Genomic DNA, 12,562 nt, shown 5'->3' with positions numbered 1-12,562 from the left:
AAGAACGTACAAGACGAGGTCGTACGAGTCCCGCCAGTCTCGTGGCATGAGTACTGAACCCATCCGCTTCGACACCAAGATCGCCGTCCTGCTGCGCGAGGACCTGGAGACCTGGCAGCGCCTGAACGTCACCGCGTTCCTCGTCAGCGGCCTCGGCAGCCAGGCCCCCGAGGTGGTCGGCGAGCCGTACGAGGACGCCGACGGCGTGCCCTACCTGCCGATGTTCCGCCAGCCGGTGCTGGTCTTCGAGGGCACCAAGGAGCTGCTGAAGACGGCCCACGCGCGCGTGCTGTCCCGTTCGCTCCCGCGCGCCCTCTTCACGAGCGACCTCTTCGCGACCGGCAACGACCGGGACAACCGCGCGGCCGTACGCGCGGTGGCGACAGCGGAGCTCGACCTGGTGGGGCTCGCGGTGTACGGGCCGCGCAACGCCGTGGACAAGGTGCTCAAGGGTGCGCGGATGCATCCGTGACGTGGTCGGACGAGGGCGGTGGCCAGGACGGGGGTGGTGGTCAGGCGGGGGCGGCGGTCAGGCGGGGGCGGCGGTCAGCCGGGGGTGATGGTCAGACCGGGGTGGCCTTGCCGGCCTCCGTGGCGGCGGACTTCGCCGGTACGGCGACCTCGGCGGCCGTCTCCCCGGACAGGTGCCGCATCAGAGCCGCGTACCCCACCGCCGCCACCGTCCCGACGACCGCGCACAGCCCCCACAGCCACTCCGCCCCGAACCGGTCGATGACGAAACCGGACATCAGGGGTGCCACGAGGGCGGCGACGGACCAGGACAGCGTGTACATGCCCTGGTAGCGGCCGCGACCGTGGGTGGGGGAGAGGCGGACGACGAGACCGGTCTGGGTGGGGGCGTTGATCATCTCGCCCAGGGTCCACACGCACACGGTGAGGGCGAAGAGGCCGACGGACCCGGCGAAGGCGGTGAGTCCGAAGCCGTATCCCGCGAGCAGGGACGAGACGACGAGCAGCCGCTGCGGGTCCCGGTCCTGGATGAACCGGGTCACCGGGATCTGCAGCGCGACGATCAGGACGCCGTTGAGGGCGATGGCCAGTCCGTAGTCGGCGGGTGTGAACCCGGCCTCGCCCATCGCGACCGGCAGCCCGATCGAACCCTGCTGGAAGATCACGGCGACCAGGAAGGACAGCCCGACCACGCTCATGAACCGCCCGTCGCGCAGGACGGTGCCGAGGCGGACGTCGTCGGTCTGCTTCTCCGTGTGCGGGGTCCCGGGCCGGGACTCGGGCAGCTTGAGGAAGACGACGACGGCGCAGACGGCGGTCATCCCGGCCTCGATCAGGAAGCCCGCGAGGTAGCTGTACTCGGCGATGAACCCGGCGGCCATGGAGGAGACGGCGAATCCGAGGTTGATGGCCCAGTAGTTGAGCGAGAAGGCCCGGACCCGGTCCTCGGGGCGCACGATGTCGGCCATCATCGCCTGCACGGCCGGCCGGGACGCGTTCGAGGTCATGCCGACGAGGAAGGCCACGGCGGCGATGGCGACGGGGTGGTGCATGAAGCCGAGCAGCGCGACGGAGGCGGCGGTCGACGCCTGGGCCACGAGCAGGGTGGGCCGCCGCCCGAGCCGGTCGGTCATGACCCCGGCGCCGATCGACGAGACGACCCCGCCCAGGCCGTGCAGGGAGGCGACGAGACCGGCGTAGGAGGCGGAGTAGCCGCGGTCGAGCGTGAGGTAGAGGGCCATGAAGGTGGCGACGAAGGCGCCCAGGCGGTTGACGAGGGTGCTGGTCCACAGCCACCAGAACTCGCGGGGGAGCCCGGAGACGGTCTCACGGGTGGCGCGTCTCAGGGCGGCGAGTGGCATGACGGTTCCCCCACGGTGGCTCTTCGTACGTAAGTGGCTCAGACGGCAGGCACAACTTACGAAGGCGGGGCTGGGGCGGGCCACTCAATTAACAGATCCCGTCAACCGTCCGTCTGTCGAGCGGGCATTACCCGGACCGAAGGTGTGGATTACGCTCATACGCATGGCCGACGCACCGTACAAGCTGATCCTCCTCCGCCACGGCGAGAGCGAATGGAACGCGAAGAACCTGTTCACCGGCTGGGTGGACGTCAACCTCAACGAGAAGGGCGAGAAGGAGGCAGTCCGCGGCGGCGAACTCCTGAAGGACGCCGACCTCCTCCCCGACGTGGTCCACACGTCCCTCCAGAAGCGCGCGATCCGCACGGCCCAGCTGGCCCTCGAATCCGCCGACCGCCACTGGATCCCGGTCCACCGCTCCTGGCGCCTGAACGAGCGCCACTACGGCGCCCTCCAGGGCAAGGACAAGGCCCAGACCCTCGCGGAGTTCGGCGAGGAGCAGTTCATGCTGTGGCGCCGCTCGTACGACACCCCGCCCCCGCCCCTCGAGGACGGCACGGAGTTCTCCCAGTCCGCCGACCCGCGCTACGCCTCCATCCCCCCGGAGCTGCGCCCCCGCACGGAGTGCCTGAAGGACGTCGTCGTCCGCATGCTCCCGTACTGGTACGACGGCATCGTCCCGGACCTCCTGGCAGGCCGCACGGTCCTGGTCGCGGCCCACGGCAACTCGCTCCGCGCCCTCGTCAAGCACCTGGACGGCATCTCCGACGCCGACATCGCGGGCCTCAACATCCCGACGGGCATCCCCCTCTACTACGAACTCGACGCGTCCTTCACCCCGGTGACCCCGGGCGGCAAGTACCTCGACCCGGAGGCGGCCGCGGCGGCGATCGAGGCGGTCAAGAACCAGGGCAAGAAGAAGTAAGCGCCCACGAACAAGCCCCCTGCCTGCGGTTTCTCCGCCGGGAGGGGGCTTTTCGCCGTCTCCGGGCCAGTCTCCGGGCCGTCAGGGGGAGGGGGCCGTGCGCTCTCCGGGCTCCGGTTCCTGTCTCCACTCCGCTCGGGCGCGGGCGCTCAAAAGCACGGCGACAGCGGACTGGGCCCTGTACGCAGACAGACCCCCAAGGAGGGTGACGGGCGCTTGGCGTGCAAGGACCCGGCTGTGCCACAAGCTCTGCCCGGTCACCTTGCGCACAGCGACGGCTTCTCGAGTGCGCTCCTGGCTGGACGGCATCAGGTGCGCGTACACGCGGACGGCCAGACCCGGGTCCGAGTGGCCGGCTTGCCGCCCTTCGGCGGTGCGAAGACGGCGGGCCCGGCGCTGGTGATTACTCGACGCTGTATCGGGCGGGTGCCGTCCGGTCGGAGTCGGCAGCGCGGAGGACTTCGCGAAGCAGCAGGTCGAGGTCGCTCTCACTGGTGCGGTAGTTGCACAGGCAGGCACGCAGGACCGTGCGGTCGTGGACGCTGACGGTGGCGAGGTAGGCACGTCCGCCGGTCTGTACGTGGTGAGCGACACGAGTGTGGAGGGTGTCGAGGTCCGATGCGCCGGTGTCGGTGAGGCGGAAGCAGGCGACCGGCCAGGGGCCGCCGGCCACCAGTTCCAGGCGGGGGCTGGCGGTGATCTTCTCGCGGAGCCGGTCGGCGAGCGTCAGGTAGTGCTGGAGCAGGGCGGTGACACCGTCGCGGCCGAGGTGGTGCAGCGTCGCCCACAGGGCGAGAGCCCGGGTGCCGGGGCGGGTGAGTTCGATGGTGGCGTGGGAGAGCCAGGGAAGTGTGTCGGGTTCGCCGGGGGTGAGATAGGAGGCACGGTGGGCGAACGCGGTGTGCAGGTGCTCGGAGTCTCTGATGAGGAGTGCGCCGCAGCCGACCGGCACGCTGAGGGTCTTGTGCGGGTCCACGGTCATCGAGTCGACGTCGGCGACGCCCTGGTAGAGGGGTGCCAGAGCAGGCACCATCGCGCCGAGCCCGCCCCAGGCCCCGTCGGCGTGGTGCCACATCCCGATGCTTCGGCACAAGGCAGTGACCGGTTCGAGTGGGTCGATCGCGCCGGTGGCGGTGGTGCCCAGCGTGGTGACGGTGCAGAACGGCAGCAGCCCGGCGGCCTGGTCCACGGCCACGGCGGCGCGCAGCGCGGCGGGGTCGAGGCGGTGCTCGGCGTCGCTGGGAATGGGACGTAGCCGGTGGGCGGGGATGCCGATGCAGGCTGCGGCCTTGACCACGGACATGTGGGCCTGGTCGTTGTAGTAGAGGGTCAGGCGCGCATGATCACGGTCGTAGGCGGGGCCGTCCGCGGACCCGCGGCGGGTGAGGAACCAGGTACGGGCGGTGGCCAGGGCGAGCAGGTTGGCCATGGAGCCGCCGCTGGTCAGCACCCCACCGGTGGTGGCGGGGAGTCCGGCCAGGTCCGCGAGGATGCGTAGGGTGCCGCGTTCCAGGTCCATGAGGGCGTTGTCGCCCATGCCGCAGGTCGCGTTGACGGCGGCAGCGAGGAGTTCGGCGATCAGGCCGGCGGGTGCGGGCGGGGAGTTGATCCAGGCGAAGAAGGCCGGGTGTCCGTTCCCGGTGGGGAACGGCGCGATCTCCTCGCACACGAAGTCCAGGATCCGGCTCAGCTCGCCACCGGTACGGCCGAGCGAGGCGTCACGCAGCCCGGCGCGCTGACGCGGGGGCATGGGACGGCTCACCGGGGCATCAGGAAGGTGGCTCAGGTACTGACAGACCCACTCCGCTGCCGCGATGAGTTCGTCCCGCAGCATTTTGGGATGCACGGCCGGTGGCACTGGCACCTCGTCCCATGCCGGCGTCTCGTCGTCAAAGCTGGCCAGGATGTGGTCGTGCGAGGGGCGGGCCATGGCGGCGCGTCGAGCCTTTCGTCGTCATAAGGCCCAGGTCAGCGCTGGGCCGTGATCGTAACGAGCGGCACAGCCCGTCGTCACGCTCATCCGTGGAACTCGCCCCGGGGGCCGACTCGTGCGGGCCGCTGTCGGTTGCCCCCGCCCCCGGCCCGCGCCTACGACCGGCTTCTCTGGGCGGCCTCCCAGGACTGCTGTTGCCAGAACAGGGTGAGGAAGAGGGCCAGGAGGAGGTCGGGGGACAGTTGGGCCGTCTCGCCGGGGAGGTGGGCGCGGATGGGGCGGCTGCCGAGGCGGTCGTAGGAGATCTCGAGCGGGCCGAGGGTGCGGACGCGGCTGCCGCCCCTGTCGTGGCTCAGCTCATAGGGGCCGAGGCGCAGCATGCGGCTGCCGAATCTGCTGTGTTCGCAGTTCCACTGGCCGACACTGAGCGGCAGGGCCGTCCATCTGCGGTAGGTGATCTGAATGCCGGCCACGGACCGCAGCATCGTGCTGAACCGCTGGTACTCCAGCGGCCAGGCACCCAGGGCGCGCGGCGTGCTGTCCAGCCATTCCCGTGGGCCGTACGACACTTGCACCCCGCCGATGCTGCGCAGCAGCCCTCTTCTGTACGTCAGCTCGATGTCCATGCCGTACCTCGAGTCGGCGTGACGGGGACGGCGGCGTCCCCGTCCGTCGAGCCTGTCTGTCGAGCGGTGCCCTCGGGTTCGGCCCGTCCCTGTCGGCAGACCGGAAGCCGCGCCCCGACCACTGTGCCGACAGCCCCGCCGAACAGGCCGTAAGCCGTGGCAGCCGCCCTCAGACCGACAACGGCACCGGATGGATCTCGTCCGCCTTGTGCCCCGTCCGTTCGTGGATCCGCTGGACCGCCTCCGGTGACGGCGCCTCCGAGAGGCAGTACACGACGCCGGACTCGGGGTCCGCCCAGGCGCGCTCGAAGTGCACGCCCTCCTCCCCTTCTATCGCCAGGTCGGCCTGGTGGGCCTCCATCAGCTGGTCGGCCGTGATGCCCTGCATCCCGTGGTGTACGTCCATGAAGCGAGCCATGGCTCCGCCTTCCTGCCGTCCCCGAGTGGAACAGTTCCCCTGCGCCCCCGCCCTCTCATGCTCCCCCTCCCCACCCGTCCGGTCGACCCGAACACTCCCGCCCCCCACCGGGCACCGGCACACCACCACCGACCCCCGACACGACGAAGGGCCCCGGTATCACCCGGGGCCCCTCACCGTCGTACAAGAAGTCTCAGCCGCACTGGCACGGATTGCCCGACTGGCACCCGCACCCGCACCCCGACCCGCAGCCGCAGGCGCCGATGACCGTCAGGGTCCTGATCGCGGTGGGCTGCTCGGTCGGGCGTTCCTGCGTGGGGTCGGGCTGGGGAGTGCTGGGGGATTCGGCCATGGGTCCCTCCTCGAGGCGAGAGCCAGAACATGCCGACCGCCGGACCGACCGTCGGATCGGGCACCGACCGCCGCGCCGGGCCCTGCACCCATTGCATGCCCGCCCCCCTGGGCGCATCAACGGCGCACAGAGGCTCGCACACGCCCCGGACAGCCCCGAACAGCCCCGAAGGCGCCGGTTCAGGCCCCTTCGACGCCCGTCACCGGCTGGATCTCCTGCTGGAGCTCGTCCGCGTGCTCACCCGTCACCAGGTACACCACGCGCTTGGCCACCGACACCGCGTGGTCGGCGAACCGCTCGTAGTAGCGGCCGAGGAGGGTGACGTCCACCGCCGTCTCGATGCCGTGCTTCCACTTGTCGTCCAGCAGGTGCTGGAAGAGCGTGCGGTGCAGCAGGTCCATCTCGTCGTCGTCCTGCTCCAGCTGGAGCGCCAGGTCGACGTCCTTGGTGATGATGACCTCCGCCGCCTTGGCCATCAGGCGCTGGGCGAGCTGGCCCATCTCCAGGATGGTCGCGTGCAGGTCGTGCGGGATGGCCTTCTCGGGGAAGCGCAGGCGGGCCAGCTTGGCCACGTGCTGGGCCAGGTCGCCGGAACGCTCCAGGTCGGCCGACATGCGCAGGGAGGTCACGACGATCCGCAGGTCCGTCGCCACCGGCTGCTGGCGGGCGAGCAGTGCTATCGCCCGGGCCTCCAGGTCGTGCTGGAGGTCGTCCACCTTCTGGTCGGCCTCGATGACGCTCTCGGCCAGCTTCAGGTCGGAGTCGAGGATGGCCGTGGTGGCGCGTCCGATCGCCGAGCCGACCAGGCGGGCCATCTCCACCAGACCGTCCCCGATCGAATCAAGTTCCTCGTGGTACGCGTCCCGCATCTTCGGTTCCCTCTCGTACGTCATTCCTGTGGGTTCCAGGGGCCAAAACCGGCCGCGAAACCGGTGCTGCGTACCCCACGCTCCCACGTTCGACCCTGTACGCGTCCGTTTCCGCCCTCCCAAATGAACCAATACTGGCTCCAAGGTGAACTCTGGGCGACGAGTGTTCGAGCTCGCACTCGGACGGCTGTGGCCAGGACGGATCCCATGCCTAACCTGGAGGCATGGACGTGAACGCGGCGGTCGCCGCAGCGGCAGCGATCGCCGGTGTGCTCACCGGCGTCATCGCCGTGCTGGCGTTCCGCTGGAGCGAGCGGGAGCAGAAGCGCCCCACCCGCACCTCCCTGCACACCGATCCGGTGCTTCCGCCGGGCGTGGACACCGTCCTCTCCGTGCTCCGCTCCTCGGCCGTCGTCCTCGACGAGGCCGACGCGGTCGTCAAGGCCAGCTCCGCCGCGTACGCCCTCGGGCTGGTCCGCGGCGGCAAGCTCTCCGTGGAGCCCATGCTCCAGATGGCCCGGGACACCAGGAGGGACGGGGAGATACGCCAGGTCGAGCTGGACCTGCCCCGGCGGGGGACCGGCCGCGGGGAGGCCCTCGCGGTCTCCGCCCGGGTCGCGCCCCTCGGCTCCCGGCTGGTGCTGCTCCTCGTGGAGGACCTCACCGAGGCCCGGCGGATAGAAGCGGTGCGACGGGACTTCGTCGCGAACGTCAGCCATGAGCTCAAGACACCGGTCGGCGCGCTCTCCCTCCTCTCCGAGGCCGTCATGGACGCGTCCGAGGACCCGGAGGCCGTGGAGCGGTTCGCCGGCCGTATGCAGATCGAGGCGACCCGGCTGACCAGCCTGGTCCAGGAGCTCATCGACCTCTCCCGGGTGCAGAACGACGACCCGCTGGAGGACGCCGAGCCGGTCCGCGTGGACGAACTGGTCGCCGAGGCCATCGACCGCTGCCGCCACCAGGCCGGCACCAAGCAGATCACCATGGCCGCCGCCGGCGCGGCCGAGCTGCGGGTCTGGGGCAACCGCGGCCAGCTCGCCGCCGCTCTCGGCAACCTCGTCGAGAACGCCGTCAACTACTCACCCGCCCGCACCCGTGTCGGCATAGCCGCCCGCCGGGTGTCCGTGCCGGGCGGCGACCTGATCGAGGTCGCCGTCACCGACCAGGGCATCGGTATCTCCGACAAGGACAAGGAGCGCATCTTCGAGCGCTTCTACCGCGTCGACCCGGCCCGTTCCCGCCAGACCGGCGGCACGGGCCTCGGTCTCGCGATCGTCAAGCACGTGGCCGCCTCGCACGGCGGGGAGGTCACGGTGTGGAGCTCGGAGGGACAGGGCTCCACGTTCACCCTCAGGCTGCCGGAGGCGGGCGCGGCCCGCGACCGCGCGCTCCAGCACCCCGACCTCGACGACGAGGACGGGCCCACTCCCGAGTCGGCTTCTTACGACCCGCTTCCCGCCCCGGAGGTCCTTCCGTGACCCGAGTGCTCGTCGTCGAGGACGAGGAGTCCTTCTCCGACGCCCTGTCGTACATGCTTCGCAAGGAGGGCTTCGAGGTCGCGATCGCGACCACCGGCCCCGACGGACTCGACGAGTTCGAGCGCAACGGCGCCGATCTCGTCCTCCTCGACCTGATGCTGCCGGGCCTGCCCGGCACGGAGGTCTGCCGCCAGCTGCGCGGCCGCTCCAACGTCCCCGTCATCATGGTGACCGCCAAGGACAGCGAGATCGACAAGGTCGTCGGCCTGGAAATAGGAGCCGACGACTATGTCACCAAGCCGTTCTCCTCGCGCGAGCTCGTGGCCCGCATCCGCGCCGTCCTGCGCCGCCGCGGCGAGCCCGAGGAGGTCACCCCGGCCGCGCTGGAGGCCGGTCCGGTCCGCATGGACGTGGACCGCCACGTGGTCACGGTCTCCGGCTCCAAGGTCGACCTGCCCCTCAAGGAGTTCGACCTGCTGGAGATGCTGCTGCGCAACGCGGGCCGCGTCCTGACCCGCATGCAGCTCATCGACCGTGTCTGGGGTGCCGACTACGTCGGCGACACCAAGACCCTCGACGTCCACGTCAAGCGCCTGCGCGCCAAGATCGAGCCGGACCCGGGCGCCCCCCGGTACCTGGTGACGGTGCGCGGTCTCGGCTACAAGTTCGAGCCGTAAAGAGAACTGCTGCACGCCGAAGGGCGGGACCTCCTCGGAGGTCCCGCCCTTCGTGTCGTACGACGGCTACGACCGTCTCGTACGGCTGCTCAGCGGGTCGCGGCCGACTCCGTGGCCGTGGCGCTCGCCGAAGCGGCGTCGGTCGGCGTGGCGGAGCCGCTCGGCGTGGCCGAACCGGTCGGGGTCGCGGAGCCGGTCGGCTTCGCCGAGGTCTGGGGCGCCGACGGGATCGCGCTCGGCCCCCACTTGCTGAAGTAGCTGTCGGCCGGGACCACGAAGGCGCGCAGGCTCACCTCACCGGTCGTGCTGAAGGTGAAGGTGACCTTCTGGGCGTTGCCGTTCTTGACGCTCTCGCCGATCTCGCTCACCGCGGCGGAGGCGTTGCCCCGGCCGCCGAGGATGACGGAACCGTGGGCCGGGACCGTCACATTGCCCTTGCCCTTCGCGGGCTTGATCTCGGCGCTGCCGCCGCCCTCGACGCTCACGGAGTCCAGGGTCTGGGCCTTGTCCCCGGCGTTGAAGAGGGTCGCGGAGATCACGGCCGGGCCCTTGGTCTCCCCGGAGGCCTCGGCGGTCGGCTGGGTGATCACCAGGACGTTCTGGAGCTTGATGTCGCCGACGCTCGTCTCGGCGTTGTCGGGCTTGACCTCCAGGGTCTGGGCGTTGTTGCCGGCCGCGCACGCGGAGAGCGAGGCGATCGAGAACGCGAGGGCGGAGGCGGCGAGGGCGCCGCGTCGAAGGCTGCTGCTCACGGCGGCGGCAACTCCTTGACTTGAGCGGGGCGGCCCGTAAAGCCGCGCTAAGTGTCTGTCAGCGGCCTTAGGTTACCGAGCCGTTCCCGCCGGTCCGCACCCGACCCTCCCCAAGAGGCGTGTCATCCCGGTTCACAAGTGACCCGTGGGTCACTTGTACCCCGCACTCCGGCGCTCGTCCGGCATTCACATAAGAGTGTTCGCGCCCGGTGGCAAAACTTCCGTGAAGGAATGCGTGATCGCCTCCGGAATTGATCACCACCTGATCCACCGGCCTCGCGTGATCAATTCCGGATTCGGCGCGGAAGTGACTCCGGCCACCGAACGGAGTAGCGGAACTCGCACACTTGGAAACGGACATTTGTGGACGTTAGCCCGCTCGGAGGAGCCTCCGGATGTGTGTAACGTACGCGTTTCACCTCCCCCGGAGAGCCGCTCCGACCTGCGAATACCTTCTTCCGCTCGGCCTCCGCAGCACGTTCCTGTTGCTGTTGTCAAGCCCCGAGATATGCCCTGACCTGCGAAAACGCCATTCAGAACCCGCAGTTTCCGTGTTACCCTGGATAGCCACGGAAGGGGTACCTGTCACATGACGTTCAAGGTTGGCGACACCGTGGTCTATCCCCATCACGGGGCCGCGCTGATCGAGGCCATCGAAACTCGCCAGATCAAAGGCGTGGACAAGACCTACTTGGTGCTGAAGGTCGCCCAGGGTGACCTGACGGTACGTGTGCCAGCGGACAATGCGGAGTTCGTCGGCGTGCGTGATGTGGTCGGTCAGGACGGGCTGGACCGGGTCTTCGAGGTGCTGCGCGCGCCGTACGCCGAGGAGCCCACTAACTGGTCCCGTCGTTACAAGGCAAACCTGGAGAAGCTCGCCTCCGGCGATGTCATCAAGGTCGCGGAAGTCGTGCGTGACCTGTGGCGTCGTGAGCGCGAGCGTGGACTCTCCGCAGGTGAGAAGCGCATGCTCGCCAAGGCTCGGCAGATCCTGGTGAGTGAGCTCGCTCTCGCGGAGAACACCAACGAGGACAAGGCCGAGGCGCTGCTCGACGAGGTTCTCGCGTCCTGAGCGCCCCTGTGCAGGCACCTCGCCCGCTCAGCTCAGAACACCACTGAATCCTTGCAATAGAAGTGCCGCACTGAAATGCCGCGGTGCCCGATGACGCAACAGCTGTCGCCGGGCGCTGCGGCATGTCTGTCTCCGGAAACCGGAGCCCCAGCGGAAACCGGAGTCACAGATGCCGGAACGGATTTCCGGATCCACGGCACTCCGGATTGCCGTGTGCATGTTCCTCTCGGAGAAAGATCCCCCGATACTTGGCGTGCCGGGCCCGGGCAGCAGGCTCGACCGGTGTCACGGAAGGGTCCGGTCAAGGCGTCGCGCCCGGCACGCTGTCTCCGTACCCACGTTGGCCGAGCACACAAACCTGACAGGAACCGATGTCTGACGTTTCGCGCCCTTCGCCCGCCGAAGCACGTGTGGAGGCCCGCACCGCGGTGGTGATTCCGGCCGCCGGAAGGGGCGTACGCCTTGGTCCGGGCGCCCCCAAAGCGCTTCGCGCGCTGAACGGCACCCCCATGCTGATCCACGCGGTCCGCGCGATGGCCGCCTCCCGTGCCGTCTCCCTGGTCGTCGTCGTGGCCCCGCCCGACGGCGCCGGCGAGGTCAAGTCGCTCCTCGACGCGCACGCGCTGCCCGAGCGGACGGACTTCCTCGTCGTCCCCGGCGGCGACTCCCGCCAGGAATCGGTCAGGCTCGGCCTGGACGCCCTGCCCTCCGACTTCGACATCGTCCTGGTCCACGACGCGGCCCGCCCGCTCGTCCCGGTCGACACCGTCGACGCGGTCATCGAGGCCGTACGGGACGGCGCGCCCGCCGTCGTCCCGGCGCTGCCCCTCGCGGACACCGTGAAGGAGGTCGAGCCGGCCACCACCGCGGGTGAGCCGGAGCCGGTGGTGGCCACCCCGGTCCGGGCCCGCCTGCGGGCCGTGCAGACACCGCAGGGCTTCGACCGGGCGACCCTGATCCGCGCCCACGAGACGGTCACCGAGGACGTCACCGACGACGCGAGCATGGTCGAACAGCTCGGGCTCACCGTCGTGGTCGTGCCCGGTCACGAGGAGGCATTCAAGGTGACCCGCCCGCTGGACCTGGTCCTCGCGGAGGCGGTCCTGGCCCGCAGGAGGCTCAACGATGGCTTCTGACCAGCCCGTGATCCTGCCCCAGGTCGGCATCGGCACCGACATCCACGCCTTCGAGGAGGGCCGCGAGCTGTGGTGCGCGGGCCTGAAGTGGGAGGGCGAGGGCACTGGCCTGGCCGGCCACTCCGACGCGGACGTCGTCGCCCACGCCGCCTGCAACGCCCTCTTCTCCGCAGCCGGGCTCGGTGACCTCGGCCGGCACTTCGGCACCGGACGCCCCGAGTGGTCGGGTGCATCCGGAGTCACGCTGTTGACGGAGGCCGCCCGGATCGTGCGCGAGGCGGGCTTCCGGATCGGCAACATCGCCGTACAGGTGGTGGGTCCGCGGCCGAAGATCGGCAAGCGCCGGGACGAGGCCCAGAAAATCCTGTCGGAGGCGGCGGGCGCCCCGGTCTCGGTGTCGGGGGCGACCACGGACGGCCTCGGCTTCCCGGGCCGCGACGAGGGCCTGATGGCCGTGGCGACGGCCCTGGTCGTAAGAGAAGGGTGACAACC

At 70.1% G+C, this 12,562-nt stretch carries 14 protein-coding genes and 1 pseudogene; 7 read left to right on the top strand and 8 right to left on the bottom strand.

Annotated features, from left to right (window positions below; all coding sequences use genetic code 11):
* Window positions 1–46 precede the first annotated feature (46 nt).
* Window positions 47–472 carry a DUF2000 domain-containing protein gene (locus IOD14_RS41930; RefSeq protein ID WP_123990121.1) on the top strand — a complete coding sequence of 142 codons (426 nt, stop codon included), beginning with the start codon at window positions 47–49 and terminating at the stop codon, window positions 470–472.
* Between the two features lie 91 nt (window positions 473–563).
* Here the strand turns inward: IOD14_RS41930 and IOD14_RS41925 are convergent, their stop codons facing one another.
* On the bottom strand, window positions 564–1,832 hold the full coding sequence (locus IOD14_RS41925) for an MFS transporter (RefSeq protein ID WP_212672993.1): 1,269 nt from the start codon (window positions 1,830–1,832) through the stop codon (window positions 564–566).
* Between the two features lie 163 nt (window positions 1,833–1,995).
* Here IOD14_RS41925 and IOD14_RS41920 point away from each other — a divergent pair, with 163 nt between their 5' ends.
* Window positions 1,996–2,757, top strand: coding sequence for a phosphoglyceromutase (locus tag IOD14_RS41920; RefSeq protein WP_123990119.1), 762 nt, complete (start codon window positions 1,996–1,998; stop codon window positions 2,755–2,757).
* A gap of 270 nt (window positions 2,758–3,027) precedes the next feature.
* On the opposite strand, the pseudogene IOD14_RS44680 reads toward IOD14_RS41920, so the two are convergent.
* The 6 genes and pseudogenes from IOD14_RS44680 to phoU form a co-directional block, all read right to left on the bottom strand.
* Window positions 3,028–3,111, bottom strand: a pseudogene (locus tag IOD14_RS44680) (integrase); the annotation flags it as partial.
* A gap of 49 nt (window positions 3,112–3,160) precedes the next feature.
* Window positions 3,161–4,507, bottom strand: coding sequence for an aminotransferase class V-fold PLP-dependent enzyme (locus IOD14_RS41915; RefSeq protein ID WP_249126203.1), 1,347 nt, complete (start codon window positions 4,505–4,507; stop codon window positions 3,161–3,163).
* 338 nt (window positions 4,508–4,845) lie between these two features.
* On the bottom strand, window positions 4,846–5,316 hold the full coding sequence (locus IOD14_RS41910) for a hypothetical protein (RefSeq protein WP_123990116.1): 471 nt from the start codon (window positions 5,314–5,316) through the stop codon (window positions 4,846–4,848).
* A gap of 169 nt (window positions 5,317–5,485) precedes the next feature.
* The gene (locus tag IOD14_RS41905) at window positions 5,486–5,734 is read right to left on the bottom strand and encodes an SCO4226 family nickel-binding protein (protein WP_123990115.1); all 249 of its coding nucleotides are present in this window, start codon (window positions 5,732–5,734) and stop codon (window positions 5,486–5,488) included.
* A gap of 193 nt (window positions 5,735–5,927) precedes the next feature.
* Complete coding sequence (locus IOD14_RS41900; protein ID WP_174269165.1) at window positions 5,928–6,086, bottom strand: hypothetical protein; 159 nt, start codon at window positions 6,084–6,086, stop codon at window positions 5,928–5,930.
* 179 nt (window positions 6,087–6,265) lie between these two features.
* Complete coding sequence (phoU, locus tag IOD14_RS41895; RefSeq protein WP_053851307.1) at window positions 6,266–6,955, bottom strand: phosphate signaling complex protein PhoU; 690 nt, start codon at window positions 6,953–6,955, stop codon at window positions 6,266–6,268.
* Window positions 6,956–7,179: 224 nt separating this feature from the next.
* Here phoU and IOD14_RS41890 point away from each other — a divergent pair, with 224 nt between their 5' ends.
* Together IOD14_RS41890 and IOD14_RS41885 are read left to right on the top strand one after the other, a co-directional pair.
* Complete coding sequence (locus IOD14_RS41890; protein WP_123990114.1) at window positions 7,180–8,433, top strand: ATP-binding protein; 1,254 nt, start codon at window positions 7,180–7,182, stop codon at window positions 8,431–8,433.
* Complete coding sequence (locus IOD14_RS41885; RefSeq protein WP_009340348.1) at window positions 8,430–9,110, top strand: response regulator transcription factor; 681 nt, start codon at window positions 8,430–8,432, stop codon at window positions 9,108–9,110. The genes IOD14_RS41890 and IOD14_RS41885 overlap by 4 nt, the downstream gene beginning before the upstream one ends.
* An 89-nt stretch (window positions 9,111–9,199) precedes the next feature.
* On the opposite strand, the gene IOD14_RS41880 is transcribed toward IOD14_RS41885, so the two are convergent.
* Complete coding sequence (locus IOD14_RS41880) at window positions 9,200–9,862, bottom strand: DUF461 domain-containing protein (protein WP_212672991.1); 663 nt, start codon at window positions 9,860–9,862, stop codon at window positions 9,200–9,202.
* A 589-nt stretch (window positions 9,863–10,451) separates the two neighbouring features.
* Between IOD14_RS41880 and IOD14_RS41875 the strand changes: the two genes are divergently transcribed.
* From IOD14_RS41875 to ispF, 3 genes are all read left to right on the top strand, one after another.
* A complete protein-coding gene (locus IOD14_RS41875) occupies window positions 10,452–10,934 on the top strand; it encodes a CarD family transcriptional regulator (protein ID WP_003953493.1) in 483 nt (160 codons plus the stop codon).
* A 371-nt stretch (window positions 10,935–11,305) separates the two neighbouring features.
* Window positions 11,306–12,070, top strand: coding sequence for a 2-C-methyl-D-erythritol 4-phosphate cytidylyltransferase (ispD, locus tag IOD14_RS41870; protein WP_123990111.1), 765 nt, complete (start codon window positions 11,306–11,308; stop codon window positions 12,068–12,070).
* Window positions 12,060–12,557, top strand: coding sequence for a 2-C-methyl-D-erythritol 2,4-cyclodiphosphate synthase (gene ispF / locus IOD14_RS41865; RefSeq protein ID WP_123990110.1), 498 nt, complete (start codon window positions 12,060–12,062; stop codon window positions 12,555–12,557). The genes ispD and ispF overlap by 11 nt, the downstream gene beginning before the upstream one ends.
* Window positions 12,558–12,562: the final 5 nt, after the last annotated feature.

It is taken from the genome of Streptomyces sp. A2-16, assembly GCF_018128905.1.
In the GTDB taxonomy this organism is placed as follows: Bacteria; Actinomycetota; Actinomycetes; order Streptomycetales; family Streptomycetaceae; genus Streptomyces.
Note: the sequence above shows the minus strand (reverse complement) of the source record. Positions and strands in the feature narration are given on the sequence as shown.